Raw genomic sequence first — 16,793 nt, 5'->3', positions numbered from 1 at the left:
CCCACGTTCCGCGTGGGAATGCCTCAGCGGACGCTCTGCGTTCGGCTCTTGATGTGACGCAGAGCGTCACTGGCTGCATTCCCACGCAGAGCGTGGGAACGATCAGGTTCGTGGCAACTCAATCACAAACCGCGTCCACCCCATATCCGATTCGCAACGAATCTGCCCGCCATGGGCGCGGATGATCGACTGGGTAATCGCCAACCCCAAACCCGCATGCTCACTGCTGCCTTCACGACGTGCCGGGTCTGCCCGGTAGAAGCGGTCAAACAAGCGCGGCACCAAGTCTTCAGAAATCCCTTCGCCACTGTTTTCAACGCTCAAGCTCAAGCCAGTCGGCTGCTCGACAATCCTTACCCGCACCTCGCCACCGACCGGCGTAAACCGCAACGCATTGTCCAGCAAATTGGACAGCGCCCGGCGTAACATGCTGCGGTCTCCCTGCATGCGCGCGCTGCCGTCACGACTCAACTTCACCTGAGCGTCCTCGGCCAGCGGCGCAAAAAACTCCAGCAGCACATCGGCTTCTTCCGCCAGTTCCAGCGGTTCGCGCTTGGGCATCAGCAAGCCGTGGTCAGCCTTGGCCAGGTACAACATGTCGTTGACCAGTTGCGCCATCCATTGCAGTTCTTCGAGGTTGCTGTGCAGCGCTTCGCGGTAATCCTCGATTGGGCGAGGGCGGGTGAGGGTGACTTGGGTGTGGGTCAGCAGGTTCGACAGCGGTGTGCGCAGTTCATGGGCGATGTCGGCGGAGAACGCCGAGAGGCGCTGAAAAGAGTCGTCGAGGCGTCCGAGCATGGCGTTGAAGCTGTGAGCCATTTCCGCGAGTTCTGGCGGCATGTCTGCTTCTGGCAGGCGGGCGTTGAGCGATTGCGCCGAAACGCCGCTGGCGACCGCACTCATGCGCCGCAGCGGGCGTAAACCACTGCGCGCCGCCCAGGCACCGAGCAGGGCGGTGGCCAGCGCCGACAAACCGACCGTCAGCCAAATCAGGTGCTGCATGCGTTGCAGAAAATGCTGGTGATGGGTGATGTCCAGTAGCAGGGTCAGTTGCGGTGAATCGGGTTTATCGGGGAACAGCGGCGCATTCAGGACGCGGTAGTCGGTACCGTCATCGCTCACCGTCGACAGGCCCGACTGGCGCGGCAAGTCTTTGGGTAAACGGGCTGAGCTGTCGTACAAGCGTTGGCCGTCGCTGCCAATGATGCGCAACGAAAGATCGGCTTGTCGGCTCAATTCATCGGCCAGTCGGGCGTCGGTTTCGCTGGACTGAATGTCCTCCAGCGCCCGGCGCAAGCCAATCAGTTTGCCGTCGAGTAACTGTTGGTCCAGTTCAACAAAATGCGCCTCGCTGGCGCGGCTGAACAACACCCCGGCAAACAACGACACCACGGCAGTGCAAGCTGCGAACAGCAGCGCCAGGCGATTGCTGAGTGAAAGTCGGCGCATCAGGCAGGGCGCTCTTCAAGGACATAACCCATGCCGCGTACGGTGTGGATCAATTTGTTCGGGAAGTCATCGTCGATCTTCAGGCGCAAACGGCGGATCGCCACTTCGATAACATTGGTGTCGCTGTCGAAATTCATGTCCCACACTTGGGAAGCGATCAGCGACTTTGGCAGCACTTCGCCCTGACGCCGCAGGAGCATTTCCAGCAGAGCGAATTCCTTGGCGGTCAGGTCGATGCGCTGGCCGTTGCGCTCGACCCGGCGGCGGATCAGGTCCAGGCGCAAGTCGGCCAGTTGCAGGCTGGTTTCCTGAGGTGTTGCGCTACCGCGCCGCAGCAGGCTACGAACCCGCGCCAGCAGTTCGGAGAAGGCAAAAGGTTTGACCAGATAGTCGTCGGCACCCAGCTCCAGGCCGTGGACCCTGTCCTCCACCGCGTCGCGGGCTGTAAGAAACAGTACCGGTGTGTCGAGGCCCGCGCCGCGCACCGCTTGCAGAATTTGCCAGCCATCGCGTCCGGGGAGCATCACATCGAGAATCAGCAAGGCGTAATCACCGCTCAACGCCAATTGCTGGCCGGTGTTGCCATCGGCCGCCAGTTCAGTGGTGAACCCGGCCTCGGTCAGGCCCTGACGCAGGTAATGGCCGGTTTTCGGTTGGTCTTCGACAATCAGCAGTTTCATGGGCGACTCGGGCAGTTGGAACAGGTGCGTTATACCGTGGGTGGCGGCGAAGCAGGCCTACCTGACAAAGTTGTAATTTGTCTGTCAGGTGGTTGGCAGTACCCGCGGATTAGAGTTTCCCACAAGCTGAACCTCATCTTGTTGGAGCGCGACTATGTTTTTGCACAATCATCTGGTACTGGCTGCTTGCTTGCTGACTCTGAGCCTGGGGCTTGAGGCTTCCCCCGCGCATTCCTATGACTTCGGTCAACCAGCAACGGCCGCCAAGGCTACCCGCAGCGTTGAAGTGGTGATGGGCGACATGTCCTTCACTTCTAAGGCGATGGATATCAGGGCCGGGGAAACCGTGCGTTTTGTACTGGTGAATAAAGGCCAGTTATTGCACGAATTCAACCTTGGCGACGCGGCGATGCATGCTCGGCACCAGCAGGAAATGCTTCAGATGCAGCAAAGCGGCATGCTTATGCCCACAGGGATGAAGACCATGGACCACGGCTCCATGGGGCATTCTTCCGAAGGGCATGGGATGAAACACGATGACCCGAACAGTGTGCTGGTGGAACCGGGCAAAACCGCCGAGCTGACCTGGACCTTCACCAAGGCCACCCACCTGGAATTTGCCTGCAATATCCCCGGCCACTATCAGGCCGGCATGGTCGGTAAATTGACAGTCAGTCAGTAAGCACTCAAAGGCGGGAGCAAAGGCTGGTAGAATCCGCTGATTCTTCAGTCAGGTTTCCGCCATGCATCCCGCAGCCGAACATTCGCCGCTGGGTAAATCCAGCGAATACATCGCCACCTACACGCCGTCCTTGCTGTTCCCGATCCCGCGTACCGCGAAATGGGCCGAACTGGGCCTGACGGCTGAAACCCTGCCGTACAAGGGCGTGGACTTCTGGAACTGCTTCGAGCTGTCGTGGTTGTTGCCGTCCGGCAAGCCTGTGGTGGCGATTGGCGAATTCAGCATTCCGGCGGATTCGCCGAACATCATCGAATCGAAGTCGTTCAAGCTGTACCTCAACTCGCTGAACCAAACAGCGTTTGCCGATACCGCGAGCCTTGAAGCGACGCTGGCGAAAGACCTCTCGGCCGCTGCCGGCAAACCGGTGGGCGTGCGGATTCGCAGCCTGAAAGAGGTTGAGGCAGAAGGCGTCGTGGCGTTGCCGGGTGTGTGCATCGATGACCTGGACATCAGCGTCAGCAACTATGAGCATCCGCGTCCGGAACTGCTGCGGTGCGATGAGTCGCTCATTATTGAAGAGTGCGTTCACAGCCATTTGCTCAAGTCCAACTGCCCGGTTACCAGTCAGCCGGATTGGGGCAGCGTGGCGGTGGAGTATCGCGGCGCGGCGCTGGATCACGCGAGTTTGCTGGAATACATCGTGAGTTTCCGTCAGCACTCGGACTTTCATGAGCAGTGCGTGGAGCGGATTTTCCTCGACCTGCAACAGTTGCTGAAGCCAGAGAAACTGACGGTGTATGCACGGTATGTGCGTCGCGGCGGGTTGGACATCAACCCGTATCGCAGCACTGAAGACGTACAACTGCCGAACCATCGCCTGGTTCGTCAGTAAAGCTCCCACAAGGGGTTTCATTTCAGGTCGCAGACATTAAAAAGCCCCGCTATCAATAGCGGGGCTTTATGCATCTGGCGGATTCAAATCCCCATGTTGCCCAAGGCTTGTACGATGTTGCGCAAGGTGCCGGCAAGGGTAGGGTGTTCGATTTCGAAACGTTCAACGGCCAGGTTCACATTGTCGGCGAGGCTGGTGTCTTGGGTTTTGGTTTCGAGTTCAAGTTCCAGTTCGATCTGTTGCATCAGCGCGTGCAAGTCTGTGCGTTCGGCTTCCGTCAGCGGTGGATTCTGTTCCAATTGCTCGCGCAGTTTGTTGAGCTGTTCTTGCAGTTCGCGGGCAGGCATGGTGTTCTTCCTTTTATCGATAGGCACTGGCATAGACCGCAGCGGCGCGCCAAAGGTCTATGGCTGATCTTTAGATTAATCCACTCCCGGGCAAACTGCATGATCTCGATCAGGGCTTTTCGCCCTTGAGCCGGCGCAGGCTGATATCGGCCAGGCAAGTGTCGAGTTCGCCCAGATGATCGATCACCGAATGCACGCCCAGGCCGAACAACTGCATTGTCGCTTTGCCGCGCAGATGTTCCCGTTCCTTTTGACTCAAGGCCTGCCATTCGCTGGGGGCCAGCCCGCACAGCGAACCGCAGGACGCCAGGCCAATGGTCCACAGCCCGGCATTCAGGCCCGATTGCAGAAGTCGCGGCTCACCGCTGACCAGCACGCAGCCGTCCAGACGCTCGACATTCAACGCCATCAACGCTTGCCAACAGGCGTTCGGGGCCGGCCATGGATTGATTGTTGTCGGGTGTTGCGAAGGTTTGATCCAGTCCGGGAGTGCCGCGGCCAGAGAGTGGGTGAGGGCGGGGGGCAGTTCATCGAGCCAGGCGCAAGGAATCTGTTGGCGCTGCAAGCTGGACAGGCTATCCATAGCGCCGAACGTGGCTTCGGCATGCTCGGCAGTCAGTGTGCCGGATTGGCGGGTGCGTGCGCCGAAATCCACCAGACATCCACTGAGGCCGAACAGTACAGCGGTCAGGCGGGGTGCGATGAGAGGCGAGGTTTCGGCGCGTGGCATGTCAACATCCTTGAAATAGTAACAAGGCTATTCGTGGACGGTGACAGTTGAGTGACACGGATATGAATGGCGCGCAGTCAAACGAATCATCCGTAGGGCATCGCGTACGATGCTGCCTAAACAGGGTTTTCCGTCATATACTAGCGGCCTTTGCGCCTGGGCCAAGCGCCCGCGCCAGTACGAATCCAAGGAGTTTCTCTATGCGCTGGAGCAATCATCTCGCTCAGCTTTGTATGTGTGCCAGTGTATTGCTGGTTCCGTTCGCGGCCCAGGCTGCCACGGAAGAAGACCCTTGGGAAAGCGTTAACCGCCCGATCTACAAGTTCAACGACTTTGTCGACACCTATGCACTGAAGCCGTTGGCTCAGGGCTACCAGTTCGTCACGCCGCAGTTTCTGGAGGATGGCATCCACAACATGTTCCGCAACGTCGGCGACGTGACCAACCTTGCCAACGATGTGTTGCAGGTCAAGCCCGCCGCGGCAGGCGTCGACACCGCGCGTTTGATCTTCAACACCACCTTCGGCCTGCTGGGCTTCTTCGACGTGGGCACCCAGATGGGCTTGCATCGCAATGATGAAGACTTCGGCCAGACCCTCGGTTACTGGGGCGTGGGCAGCGGCCCATACGTAATGTTGCCGTTTCTGGGCCCAAGCACCTTGCGTGATGCGCCTTCCAAGTATGTCGACGGCTATACCGGCCCATACCGCTACATCCACGACGTGCCGGTGCGTAACTCGATCTTCGGCCTGAATGTCGTCGACGCCCGCGCCAGCCTGTTGTCGGCCGAGAAGTTGATCAGCGGCGACAAATACACCTTCATTCGCAATGCATACCTGCAAAACCGCGAATTCAAGGTCAAGGACGGCCAGGTCGAAGACGATTTTTAATCTCGACCGGTAAAACCAGGAAGGCGGCCATTTGGCTGCCTTCCTTCGTTGGGCTTGTGGATTAAATCGGGTTATTTCATCTTCAGGATTGTAAGCCCGAGTTTCTGACTGCCACCGTCCTGTGCTTTCACCCACACCACCTCGGTGTCGGCCTCAAGGCCTTTGAGCGCCGTGTGATCGGAATCAATCCGCACGCTGAGCCGGTCACCGACCTTGAACACGCGAGGCGCTTCAACCTGCATGCCGCTGCTGGAAAGGTCGATGCAGACGGCTGGCACCTCGTCGCCTTCATGAATCAGCGCCACATCGGCATCGACCCGCATGCGGATGAAATCGCGCTTTTCGCTGTAGTCCCGATCAGTTTGGCTCATGGGCTCGATCCTTCCTTTGGGTTACGGTTTTGCCTGTTCTTATAACTCCCGGTGATTTGACAAGTAAAGACGTCAAGCGACCATCGGCGTGAGCTTGAAACGCCTCGCGGATGGGAGTACCGTCTGCGCCTTAGAAGGGCACCTTTGGTGGACCTGTGAGTAGGGCAAACGCTCGAAAACGGTGCAGTCAGAGAGGCTAGAAAGCGAATCCAGTAGTGTGTGCGGGGGCCAATGCCCAGCCTGCTACGCCAACCTAATTCTGGCGCCGTTTGCCCACATGCCAAAAACCAGTGCCACGCTGCTGATAATCGATGATGACGAAGTAGTGCGCGCGAGCCTCGCGGCCTACTTGGAAGACAGTGGTTTCAGTGTCCTGCAGGCCAGCAACGGCCAGCAGGGACTTCAGGTATTCGAGCAAGACAAGCCCGACTTGGTCATCTGCGATCTGCGCATGCCGCAGATGGGCGGACTCGAACTCATTCGCCAGGTCACTGAGCTGTCGCCGCAAACCCCGGTGATCGTGGTGTCGGGTGCGGGCGTGATGAACGACGCGGTCGAGGCCCTGCGCCTGGGCGCGGCGGACTACCTGATCAAGCCTCTCGAAGATCTGGCCGTGCTCGAGCACTCTGTGCGCCGGGCCTTGGATCGTGCGCGCCTGCTGCTGGAAAACCAGCGCTACCGCGAGAAGCTGGAAAAGGCCAACCGCGAGCTCGAAGCCAGCCTGAACCTGCTCCAGGAAGACCAGAACGCCGGTCGCCAAGTGCAGATGAACATGCTGCCGGTCAGCCCCTGGAGCATCGACGAGTTCCAGTTTGCACACCAGATCATCCCGTCGCTGTACCTGTCGGGTGACTTCGTCGACTACTTTCGGGTCGACGACCGTCGGGTAGCGTTTTACCTGGCGGACGTTTCCGGTCATGGCGCCTCTTCAGCCTTCGTCACCGTATTGCTGAAATTCATGACCACGCGCTTGCTGTTCGAATCCAAGCGCAACGGCACCTTGCCGGAGTTCAAGCCTTCAGAGGTTCTTGGTCATATCAACCGGGGCCTGATCAGTTGTAAGCTGGGTAAACACGTCACAATGGTCGGTGGAGTCATCGACGAGGAGACCGGTTTGTTGACCTATAGCATCGGCGGTCACCTGCCGTTGCCTGTGTTGTACACGCCAGACAGTGTTCGTTACCTGGAAGGGCGCGGTCTGCCGGTGGGCCTCTTCAATGAAGCCACCTACGAAGACCGCGTACTGGAATTGCCGCCGGTGTTCAGCCTGACGCTGATGTCTGATGGCATTTTGGACCTTTTGCCGGAACCCACACTCAAAGATAAAGAAGCTGCTTTACCTCAACGGGTGAAAGCAGCGGGCGGCAGCCTGGATGGTCTGCGCCAGGTTTTTGGATTGGCCACGCTAGGGGAGATGCCGGATGATATCGCCCTGTTGGTGTTGAGCAGGAATCTTTAATGAGTACCGGTAGAATCCAGTTCGCCGAGCAGGACGGCACCTTCGTCCTGAAGTTCGTCGGTGAAGTTCGCCTGACCCTGTGTTCGGCGTTGGATGCGACTATTGAGAAGATCTTCACTGCGTTGAATTTCAACGCCATCGTGATCGACCTGACCGAAACCCGCAGCATCGACAGCACCACCCTGGGCCTGCTGGCCAAGCTGTCGATACTGTCGCGGCAAAAGGTCGGCCTGTTGCCGACCGTCGTCACCACCCACGAAGACATCACCCGTCTGCTGCAGTCCATGGGCTTCGAGCAGGTGTTCAACATCGTTGATCGCCCGATCCCATGCCCTGAATGCCTGACCGACCTGCCAGACCAGGATCAGTCCGAAGAAGTGGTACGCGTCAAAGTCCTCGAGGCGCACAAAATCCTCATGGGCCTGAACGACTCCAACCGTGAGGCGTTCCATGACCTGGTGAATGCGCTGGAGCGGCACTGAGCCTTTGAAGTGATTCGTTAAATACTCGATCTCAGCTGTGGGAGCGGGCTTGCCCTCGAAGACGTGCGCACACCCACCACTGCCACCAGCGCGAAGCCAACCCAATCCCCATTACCAAACGCGCACAAAAAAGGGCGAACCCGCTAAGGTTCGCCCTTTTTGCATCGCTGCGAACTAGATCAAAGCTTGGCCTGCAACAATGCCTCAAGCTTCTCCTGATCCCGAGCAAACTGACGAATCCCCTCAGCCAGCTTCTCGGTCGCCATCGCATCCTCGTTGGACAACCAACGGAACTGCGCTTCATTTAAGCTCAGACGCGCTTCACCGGCATGCCCTGGCGCCAATTTGCGCTCCAGCTTGCCAGTATCCGCCGCCAGCTTCTCCAGCAGATCCGGGCTAATGGTCAGCCGATCACAACCGGCCAACTGCTCGATCTGATTCAGATTACGGAAGCTCGCGCCCATCACCACAGTCTTGTAGTCATTGGCCTTGTAGTAGTTGTAGATGCGCGTCACCGACTGCACGCCCGGATCATCCGCGCCGGTGTAGTCGTTGCCGGTGGCCTTCTTGTACCAGTCGTAGATACGACCCACGAACGGCGAAATCAGAAACACCCCGGCATCGGCACAAGCAGCCGCCTGAGCGAAGGAGAACAGCAGCGTCAGGTTGCACTGAATGCCTTCCTTTTCCAGCTTCTCGGCAGCGCGAATGCCTTCCCAGGTCGAAGCGATCTTGATCAGCACACGGTCACGGCCAACGCCGGCCTTGTCGTACAGGCCGATCAGACGGTGTGCACGCTTCAATACGGCGTCAGTGTCGAACGACAGGCGCGCATCCACCTCAGTGGAAATACGGCCCGGTACAACCTTCAGAATTTCTTGCCCTACCGCAACGCCAAAACGGTCGCTAGCCAGGCCCACATCGCCCTTGCAGTCGTGAACGCAAGCGTTCAGCAACTCGGCATAACCGGGAATGGCCGCGGCTTTGAGCAGCAGGGAAGGGTTGGTGGTAGCGTCCACGGGTTTAACGCGAGCGATTGCTTCGAAGTCGCCGGTGTCGGCAACCACGGTGGTCATTTGTTTGAGTTGTTCCAGCTTGGAAGTCATGGGCGTGCTCTGTCCTATGGGTCTAATGACATTACCCGAGCGCTGACAGCCACTCAAGGGTGCATGTACGTATCGAAGGCCCCAGCGGCAACATCCTGAAAACGGATGTTTGAAAGGCGGGGCGTGGTATCGGTAGATACGATGCTGAAATGGGGGACAGGTTCAACGCAGGTGACCGTTAACGCCCCTCCAACAACTCCGCCGCCTGATCCAGCAAGGCCAAAGGCTCTTTGGCCTTATGAATATCCACCGACAACAACTGCCGAAACTTCCGCGCCCCCGGAAACCCGGTGCCCAGCCCCAGCACATGCCGGGTGATGTGATGCATCGCCCCGCCCGCCAGCAGATGCTCGGCGATATAAGGCCGCAACTGCGCCAGCGCCTCGGCCCGGCTGATCACCGGTGCCTTGCTGCCGAACAGCTGCTGATCCACCTCAGCCATCACATAAGGATTGTGATACGCCTCACGGCCCAGCATCACGCCGTCAAACGTCTGCAAATGCTCGTGACAAGCCTCCAGCGTCTTGATCCCGCCGTTGAGAATAATCTCCAGCTCCGGAAAATCCGTCTTCAACCGTGCCGCCACGTCATAGCGCAGAGGCGGAATGTCGCGGTTCTCCTTCGGCGACAACCCCTCCAGAATCGCAATCCGCGCATGCACGGTAAAACTCGTGCACCCGGCATCCCGAACCGTGCCGACGAAATCACACAACTGCTCGTAACTGTCCCGCCCGTTAATCCCGATCCGATGCTTCACCGTCACCGGAATCGACACCGCATCGCGCATCGCCTTCACGCAATCAGCGACCAACTGCGGATGCCCCATCAGGCACGCGCCGATCATATTGTTCTGCACCCGATCACTCGGGCAGCCGACGTTCAGGTTTACCTCGTCGTAGCCGTGGTCCTGGGCCATGCGTGCGCAGGCGGCCAGATCCAGCGGAACACTGCCGCCGAGTTGCAGGGCGAGTGGGTGCTCGGCTTCATTGTGACGCAGGAAGCGCTCGTGATCGCCGTTGAGGAGTGCGCCGGTGGTGACCATTTCGGTGTAGAGGAGGGCGTGCTTGGAGAGCAGGCGCAGGAAGAAGCGGCAGTGGCGGTCAGTCCAGTCCATCATCGGCGCCACACTGAAGCGGCGAGACGGCTCAGAACGGTTAGGGCTAGTGTTTACGGGCGCTTCAGGTTTTTCGAAGTTCATTGATACTGATCTTTTATACAGCGGTTTTTACCCATTTTTCCTTGTTTCCCGAAGTCGGTTGCTAAAATGTAGCAAGCGTAATCGGCAATGTAGCAACTGGAAATGGGCACGATCACATCACGCAAGCGCAAGGACAACTCGACGGCCTACACGGCGCAGATACGGATCAATCGGGACGGGAAGACAGTTTATCAGGAAGCCAGACCTTCGACCGCAAGCAGGTTGCCCAAGCCTGGATCAAGCGCCGTGAGACGGAGCTGGCGGAGCCTGGTGCGATCGAGCGCGCGAACCGAGATGGCGTGAGTGCGTATATCCCTTGGCAGACTGCGCGGGCGGGCGATTCTGAGCGATTGGCGTGGCTGCCTCACGCAGCTTATCGTGGGGCATAAGTGCCTCGGTGGTGCTGCTGAAAGGAGCAAGTAATGCCTGCTGCACAGCTTGCACCGACATAGAGCCTTACATGTTTTCCAGGGCATGCGTGTCGCAAAAAAGTAGTTGTGAGCGTTTGCAGATTGTGCTTTAAGGGATGACCGCGAGCCGAAGGGTTTGTGGCGTGCTCCTGGAAGGTGCGCTGTTCGAGTGAGGCTGTCTCCAGGTCTTTTCGAAAAAACTAAAAGGATTTTAGAAATGACGTCTCTTCAAGACATAAAACCTGAGCAGATCGATGCGCTCAACAAGCAATCACAGGCTGCCTTTGACGCACAAATCAAGCGCCAGCAAGAGGTTGCCAATGCGAATCCGGCGCTAAAAGAGGTCCTCGATCAGAAGGTGCACCCGCAATCGTTGTGTGGATGCGGATGCCAACAGACCATTTGTGGTTTCTTCACCTTCGAAGGTTGCGGTTGCGGTTGTTATCCTCAATCCGAAACCATCCAGATTAGTTCCTCACTCGGCAATATCGAACCGCAAGGAGTCGGAGTGAAGTTCGTCGGTCAGGTGACAGGTAGTGGTACCAACATTAACATTTCCCCCGGTGTCTACCTGCAGGGCATCGTGCCTGATTCTGAGAACCTCATCGGCATCCCGTTGACGCTGCAATTGTCGATTAATTCAGGTTCGCTCATCCTGTACCTTTTTGAAGGGCCGCGTCTGCTGGCTGCGCTGGTCCCGCAATATGGCGCGAACATTAGCGGGGAGTTCTCCGGCAGTGGGACCGGCATATTCAACCTGGGGTTGTAGTCGACCCGGAGTAATCAGCCCGATGCCGGGCAAGAAAGCCCTAGCCTCAACTGCTAGGGCTTCTTTTTCTTTACGGATTGCCGGGAAAGCCGTTCTTGATCTTCAAGCACACACCGGGCCGTGAGTCTTGTGTCGACCATAGGGCATGACATTTCCAAGGCATGTGCGCCGCCATTAAAGTAGTTGCAAGCGCTTACAGATTGTGTTTTAAGGGATGACCGCGAGCTGAAGGGTTCGTGGTGTGCTCCTGGAAGGTGCGCTGATCGAGTGAGGCTGTCTCCAGGTCTTTTCGAAAAAACAAAAAGGATTTTAAACATGACATCTTTTCAAGATATAAAACCTGAGCAAGTCGATGCGCTCAAAAAGCAATCGCAAGCTGCCTTTGACGCACAAATCAAGCGCATGCAAGAGTTCGTCAGTGCGAAGCCGGCGCTACAAGAGGTCCTCGATCAGAAGGTGCACCCGCAATCGTTGTGTGGATGCGGATGCCAGCAGACCATTTGCGGCGACTTCTGCTTCGAAAGTTGCGGTGGCAGTTGTTTTACTCAGCCCGAAACCCTCCAGATTAGTGCGTCACCTGCCGATATCGGACCAGTTGGTCAGCAAGGAACCACAGTGCGGTTCGTCGGTCAGGCGACAGGTACGGGTACCGGTATCAACATTTCCAATCTCTACCTGCTGGGCACGGTGCCTAATGCTGAGAACCTCATCGGCGTCCCGTTGATGCTTAATTTGTCGATTAATTCAGGTTCACTCTCCCTGTACCTTTATGACGGGTATCACCGCCTGGTGGCCGTACTGGTCCCCCCATATGGCGCGAACATTAGCGGGGAGTTCTCCGGCAGTGGGAACGGCTATTTCCAGCGGGCGTGATGTAGTCGACCAGGAGTAAACAGCCCGACGCCGGGCAAGAAAGCCCTAGCCTCAGATGCTAGGGCTTTTTTTTGGGTGCGCCAGGCATGGTGCGTTACGCGCAAGCGTAACCAGCTTGGCTGTGGTGGCCTCGCTGGTGACTTGGAGGTGAAAGTCCTCTACACACCCGGCAAGGGGAAGTGTTAGCCAGAGGCAAGGGTGTCGCGGGTGACTGCGAATCTGAAGGAAGCCCGAGGCAAAATGCTGGCCTGACGAACAGGAAGCGGATAGAGGCGGCGCAGCGGGGTAAGAAGGCCAACATCTTCAAAGCCCGATACTTGCACGGAACGCTGCGACGTATATCCGACAGGCGTAAGCAGGAAGGTCGCGCGAATTACCCTGGGAGATCTGCCCGTTTGCCACTGTGCTACCGAGCGTCGAGAGGCGGCGGGATGAACGTGCAGAAGTCAGCCGAGGCCGTAGTAAGTGGCAAATAACCCTGTCACCAAGGGCCGAACAGGTTATGCCGCCAGTAGGCGTCGGAGTCTCGTCGAATGTCGAAACGCAGAAATTTCTCCGAGGGAGAACTGTGACCCCAAGTCCCGGACAGAATCCGCGTGCGTGAAAAGGGGACAAATTTATTTTTTGACGGTCGCGTCCGAATGGGAAAATAGATGTGTCCCCATTTTCCGTCCCCATTTTCCAGTGGGCAGGAACGGGAGGGATTGAGCGACTTGCAACGAGGAGCCGCCAATATACGGACACCCCTGTGAGTTAATATATGATGTCCGCGTAATTACATAGTGATGTCAGTACTAAGTAGTAGCTAACTTTTGAAAGTGTACGGTGGCTTCCAATTAATGCCATTGATTCTTGACTTCCTGCCACTGGTCGTCTGACAGCCACTTATCTGCCGCCGGAAAGAAAATATTTTCCTCGGCGTCCATGTGATCATAATATTTTTTGATGAAGTCATCGATAGTGTCAGCAATTACTCTCGTTTCCTTAGTGGTGTCCTCCAACATCTTCAGCTGTCCAGCAATGCGCCCAAATGCCAGATGATCTCGCTCGATATCCTTGACCCGTTGATGGATCGGCGCCTCAGTCTCTAGCAAGGCCAGCCGAATAAGCTCTTCATTTTCATGGTGGTGTCGCTCTGCATCACCGTGCAAGGCTTCCAGCATCGTGAACAACAGCTTGCAGTTATCAGCCCCCTCGGATTCATGTCTCATTTTTCTCAGCAACTCTTTGATCTGAGAAATTTTCATAGCCACTTCATGATGATAGGCCTGAAGTTCTTTCAACAAGACGTTCATATCAAATCCTCGTCGCGATACCAGCAATTCACAAAGATATCCACACTTTTAAATTTCAATAATTTCAATATCTTGTCAAACACACTCGTCAGCACTATTAATCTTTTTAGTATAGGCGAGCGCAAAACACTCGCCGCAGTAAATTTGCCGTCCTTGGAAAAAATTGAAATATCAAGTGTATGTTATATGCACTATTGATCTGCCGGATGTCCTCCAGCGAAAACGGAAGAAAAAAACAGCACCCAAATCGACAACAGCTGGGTGGAAAATCAAAATCCGGAGAAAAGCAGAATGGCGAGGGATTGAGCGACTTGGCACGAGCAAATAAATCCGTCCCTCAGGGGCGGATTTATTTTTGCGTATGAAATAGATCTGTCCAATTTTTACCATCCAAAGGATGGGTTATCTTACCTTTTTTTGCATTCCTCAAGCTCGTTTTGGTTTATCAATGTCGTAGTCACACCTAACCGATATTTGCAGTACTGGATGACCACTGTCGCTCCGTGTCACTTAGCTCACTCAATTTTTTGTCATCTGATTCGTACGCGAAAATATTTTCAAACTTAATCTGAAATGTCGGGGCTTTCTTGATGAAAAATATTTTTTCCGGGTAGGCGTCTTCCATCCTTTCGTAGAAACCGATGTAGAGGAAGGCGACGAGTATGGTCGGAACAATGATAAGTAGGGATTTCATGATGAGGGTGGTGGTAACAGTTTGGTTTTAATTCGAAGGTTTCTTACCAGCTCCATTCCAATGTTGCCGGGACAAATCTTTCCTTCCCCGGCTTGCATGGGAAATTCCCTATCGTCAGGACAACCCGTCACGACCCAAAAAGGATTGACCCTGCACCGCGATTGACAATGAGTAGCCGTAACGATGAAGGCAGCTGAACCAATGCTGTCGCTCAGCAATGTTTCATCAAGTTTGGTATCCGTGTGGCATAGGATGACCACCTAAGCTCGGTGTAGCCATGCCTCCAGCCCACAGGAAACAGAAAAATGATCTCGAACCTCTTCAAAGCCATGCTGATCACCGGTGCTTTGCTCTTGAGCGCCTGTTCGGGTGTGAGCACCAGTTCCTGCTTTTCAGAAGGCTGCCAACAGTTCGACGGCCATAACCCCAACAAGGTGAACTTTGGTGGGAGCGCGATCGGCAACAGCTTTAATGAGTACAGCTCGGGCTTGCTGCACGACTAAGGAATGACGCAACGGCTTGGGTGTTTCCGCCGTTGCGTGATTTGCCTGATGAACCGAGTGCTCTGATTTTGCGACTGCTGCGCAGCCGGACGCAGGCTGCGCCAGCTGCTACAGGGAATGGTGGCTGTAGGCTATTTGGCCTCTGGCACCGCGATCCATTGACCGAGGATTTTCTGGTAGTTCCCCGTCACCTTGGCCAGGTGCAGCCACTGATCGACGTACAGTTTCCAGCTGATGTCATCCCGCGGCAGCAGATATGCCTTCTCCCCATACTGCATGTATTGCGTCGGGTTGACCGCGCACAAACCCGGTTTGAGTTTCTGCTGATACAGCGCCTCCGAAGCATCAGTAATCATCACATCAGCCCTCTTATCCAGTAGCTCCTGGAAGATGGTCACGTTGTCGTGCAACTGCAATTGCGCCTTGGGCAGGAAGGCGTGGACGAAGGCTTCGTTGGTGCCGCCGGCCGGTTCGACCAGGCGAACCGAAGGCTGGTTGATTTGTTCGAGGGTCTGGTATTTCGCCTGATCTTCGCAGCGCACCAACGGGATTTTGCCGTCGACGTCCAGGGTGGTGCTGAAGAAGGCTTTTTTCTGGCGTTCCAGGGTGACGGAGATGCCGCCGACGCCGATGTCACATTTGCCCGCGAGCATGTCGGGCATCAGGGTTTTCCAGGTGGTCTGGACCCACTCGACCTTCACGCTCAGGCTGTCGGCCAGCGAGCGGGCCATGGCGATGTCGATCCCCGAGTATTCGCCGTCTTCACCTTTGACGGTATAGGGTTTGTAGTCGCCGGTCGTGCAAACGCGCAGTTGGCCTTGTTGCAGGACGGTGTCCAGATGGGAAGTGCTTGGCTCTGCCTGAACGCCGCTGGCTAACGCGAGCAGGCCACAGAGCATCATTGTGCTTTTTATGGTTTTCATTGTTATTGGGCTTTTGTGATGGAGTAGGGGCAAGTCGGGATCAGTGTAGTGAAACCCGTTCTTGACTGTCATCCATGCGATGTATGGGTCAGTGCCTGCCGCCGTGGTGATGGCCAAACAGGTGCATCAGCGGGCACAGCAATAGAATCAGGTAGGGCAGGATCGGGGAGATATGGCCGTAATGCTCGCGGACCAGGTAAAACAGACCGATTACTAGCAGCATGCCCAGCGCGATGCCGGGTTTGCTGTGCCAGAAGGAGGGGGCTGGAGGCGTCGAGGGCGGTGAGTGGTTCATGTAGCGAGCTCCATTCTGACGAAAATGTCCTGGGGTTTCGTCCTGCCATCCCGGCCAGTGCGAACCTCAGCGACAATCGAGATTTATTGACCCATCGGCATCTTCATCATGCTGGATTGCTGATCCATCATTTTCATCATCATGTCCATCATCGCTGTACCCGAGCCGTCCTTGCTGCCGGACATGCCTTTGCCTTTGCCCATCCCCATCCCCATGCACTGGTCGTGCATCATGCCCATGCTGTTTTTCATCGTGGTCATGGCTTCCTGCATCGCCGCCTGGCGCTCGGCCGGGGTTTTAGCGGCGATCATTTTGTCGTGGGCCGCCTGCATTTTCTGCATCTGTTCGCTCATGGCCTTGTCTTGCATGGGCGTGGTTTGGGTGGAGTCGGTTGTGGGGGCGGCAGGCGCTGTTTCGGGGTGATGTTCGTCGGTGGCCAGCACTGGCAATGGGCTGCTGATGAGCAGTGCGGCTATGAGCGATTTGACGTAGGTGTGCATGACAATCTCCACAATATTAGGGGGATCGGCAGCGCTAAGCAGCTGCGGATCAGAGCATGTCGTGTTCCCGATAGAAGGGAATAATCCCGAACTTACGCTACGACCGGAGGGCGTTGTTGATCCATATCAAACAACGCCCACAGAGGCTTATTGTGCTGCGCAGGATAGAGCCAGCGGGCCACAGAGCATCACTGTGCTTTTTATGGTTTTCATTGTTATTGGGCTTTTGTGATGGAGTGGGGTTC

At 56.4% G+C, this 16,793-nt stretch carries 19 protein-coding genes and 1 pseudogene; 9 read left to right on the top strand and 11 right to left on the bottom strand.

All coding sequences use genetic code 11. The features are described from left to right. Positions 1–102 precede the first annotated feature (102 nt). Complete coding sequence (locus tag MMG91_RS08040; protein ID WP_310659286.1) at positions 103–1,449, bottom strand: heavy metal sensor histidine kinase; 1,347 nt, start codon at positions 1,447–1,449, stop codon at positions 103–105. Then, a complete protein-coding gene (locus MMG91_RS08035; protein WP_030128399.1) occupies positions 1,449–2,129 on the bottom strand; it encodes a heavy metal response regulator transcription factor in 681 nt (226 codons plus the stop codon). Before MMG91_RS08035 ends, MMG91_RS08040 begins: the two co-directional genes overlap by 1 nt. Before the next feature lie 154 nt (positions 2,130–2,283). On the opposite strand from MMG91_RS08035, the gene MMG91_RS08030 reads away from it, so the two are divergent. Both MMG91_RS08030 and queF read left to right on the top strand, forming a co-directional pair. After that, entirely contained in the window at positions 2,284–2,811 is a 528-nt protein-coding gene (locus tag MMG91_RS08030) for a cupredoxin family protein (protein WP_310659285.1), read from the top strand. A 61-nt stretch (positions 2,812–2,872) separates the two neighbouring features. Beyond that, positions 2,873–3,703, top strand: a complete 831-nt coding sequence (queF, locus tag MMG91_RS08025) for an NADPH-dependent 7-cyano-7-deazaguanine reductase QueF (protein WP_310659284.1) — start codon at positions 2,873–2,875, stop codon at positions 3,701–3,703. Positions 3,704–3,786: 83 nt separating this feature from the next. On the opposite strand, the gene MMG91_RS08020 is transcribed toward queF, so the two are convergent. Continuing rightward, positions 3,787–4,050 carry a DUF4404 family protein gene (locus MMG91_RS08020; RefSeq protein WP_310659283.1) on the bottom strand — a complete coding sequence of 88 codons (264 nt, stop codon included), beginning with the start codon at positions 4,048–4,050 and terminating at the stop codon, positions 3,787–3,789. A 109-nt stretch (positions 4,051–4,159) separates the two neighbouring features. Then, the gene (locus MMG91_RS08015; RefSeq protein WP_310659282.1) at positions 4,160–4,780 is read right to left on the bottom strand and encodes an HAD family phosphatase; all 621 of its coding nucleotides are present in this window, start codon (positions 4,778–4,780) and stop codon (positions 4,160–4,162) included. 200 nt (positions 4,781–4,980) lie between these two features. Here MMG91_RS08015 and MMG91_RS08010 point away from each other — a divergent pair, with 200 nt between their 5' ends. After that, on the top strand, positions 4,981–5,670 hold the full coding sequence (locus MMG91_RS08010) for a VacJ family lipoprotein (RefSeq protein WP_305505633.1): 690 nt from the start codon (positions 4,981–4,983) through the stop codon (positions 5,668–5,670). Between the two features lie 71 nt (positions 5,671–5,741). On the opposite strand, the gene MMG91_RS08005 is transcribed toward MMG91_RS08010, so the two are convergent. Next, positions 5,742–6,041: a PilZ domain-containing protein gene (locus tag MMG91_RS08005; RefSeq protein ID WP_305448992.1), complete on the bottom strand. Its 300-nt coding sequence runs from the start codon at positions 6,039–6,041 to the stop codon at positions 5,742–5,744. A gap of 277 nt (positions 6,042–6,318) precedes the next feature. Between MMG91_RS08005 and rssB the strand changes: the two genes are divergently transcribed. Together rssB and rssC are read left to right on the top strand one after the other, a co-directional pair. After that, positions 6,319–7,500, top strand: a complete 1,182-nt coding sequence (rssB, locus tag MMG91_RS08000) for a two-component system response regulator RssB (RefSeq protein ID WP_305448993.1) — start codon at positions 6,319–6,321, stop codon at positions 7,498–7,500. Next, positions 7,500–7,982 (top strand): anti-sigma factor antagonist RssC, encoded by a 483-nt coding sequence (gene rssC / locus MMG91_RS07995; RefSeq protein WP_305448994.1) that lies wholly within the window; start codon positions 7,500–7,502, stop codon positions 7,980–7,982. The genes rssB and rssC overlap by 1 nt, the downstream gene beginning before the upstream one ends. Before the next feature lie 179 nt (positions 7,983–8,161). Here rssC and tal read toward each other — a convergent pair whose 3' ends face one another. Beyond that, a complete protein-coding gene (gene tal, locus MMG91_RS07990) occupies positions 8,162–9,088 on the bottom strand; it encodes a transaldolase (protein WP_310659281.1) in 927 nt (308 codons plus the stop codon). Between the two features lie 178 nt (positions 9,089–9,266). Further along, positions 9,267–10,286: a tRNA dihydrouridine(20/20a) synthase DusA gene (dusA, locus tag MMG91_RS07985; RefSeq protein WP_310659280.1), complete on the bottom strand. Its 1,020-nt coding sequence runs from the start codon at positions 10,284–10,286 to the stop codon at positions 9,267–9,269. Positions 10,287–10,388: 102 nt separating this feature from the next. Here dusA and MMG91_RS07980 point away from each other — a divergent pair. The 3 genes and pseudogenes from MMG91_RS07980 to MMG91_RS07970 all read left to right on the top strand — a co-directional run. Next, positions 10,389–10,591 (top strand): annotated as a pseudogene (locus tag MMG91_RS07980) (site-specific integrase); the annotation flags it as partial. Between the two features lie 322 nt (positions 10,592–10,913). Next, entirely contained in the window at positions 10,914–11,465 is a 552-nt protein-coding gene (locus MMG91_RS07975) for a hypothetical protein (protein ID WP_310659279.1), read from the top strand. Between the two features lie 315 nt (positions 11,466–11,780). After that, the gene (locus tag MMG91_RS07970) at positions 11,781–12,338 is read left to right on the top strand and encodes a hypothetical protein (protein ID WP_310659278.1); all 558 of its coding nucleotides are present in this window, start codon (positions 11,781–11,783) and stop codon (positions 12,336–12,338) included. An 836-nt stretch (positions 12,339–13,174) separates the two neighbouring features. On the opposite strand, the gene MMG91_RS07965 is transcribed toward MMG91_RS07970, so the two are convergent. Continuing rightward, on the bottom strand, positions 13,175–13,633 hold the full coding sequence (locus MMG91_RS07965; protein ID WP_305448997.1) for a hemerythrin domain-containing protein: 459 nt from the start codon (positions 13,631–13,633) through the stop codon (positions 13,175–13,177). A 999-nt stretch (positions 13,634–14,632) separates the two neighbouring features. Here MMG91_RS07965 and MMG91_RS07955 point away from each other — a divergent pair. After that, entirely contained in the window at positions 14,633–14,830 is a 198-nt protein-coding gene (locus tag MMG91_RS07955) for a hypothetical protein (RefSeq protein WP_019582096.1), read from the top strand. Positions 14,831–14,961: 131 nt separating this feature from the next. On the opposite strand, the gene MMG91_RS07950 is transcribed toward MMG91_RS07955, so the two are convergent. The 3 genes from MMG91_RS07950 to MMG91_RS07940 all read right to left on the bottom strand — a co-directional run bounded on the left by MMG91_RS07950 (position 14,962) and on the right by MMG91_RS07940 (position 16,548). Continuing rightward, entirely contained in the window at positions 14,962–15,753 is a 792-nt protein-coding gene (locus tag MMG91_RS07950; RefSeq protein ID WP_310659277.1) for a transporter substrate-binding domain-containing protein, read from the bottom strand. A gap of 88 nt (positions 15,754–15,841) precedes the next feature. Further along, positions 15,842–16,048 carry a DUF2933 domain-containing protein gene (locus MMG91_RS07945; protein WP_310659276.1) on the bottom strand — a complete coding sequence of 69 codons (207 nt, stop codon included), beginning with the start codon at positions 16,046–16,048 and terminating at the stop codon, positions 15,842–15,844. A gap of 83 nt (positions 16,049–16,131) precedes the next feature. Continuing rightward, positions 16,132–16,548 carry a hypothetical protein gene (locus MMG91_RS07940; protein WP_052965488.1) on the bottom strand — a complete coding sequence of 139 codons (417 nt, stop codon included), beginning with the start codon at positions 16,546–16,548 and terminating at the stop codon, positions 16,132–16,134. Positions 16,549–16,793 lie beyond the last annotated feature (245 nt).

Origin of the sequence: Pseudomonas sp. JL3 (genome assembly GCF_031570575.1) — a bacterium.
Classification (GTDB): domain Bacteria; phylum Pseudomonadota; class Gammaproteobacteria; order Pseudomonadales; family Pseudomonadaceae; genus Aquipseudomonas; species Aquipseudomonas cucumis.
Note: the sequence above shows the minus strand (reverse complement) of the source record. Positions and strands in the feature narration are given on the sequence as shown.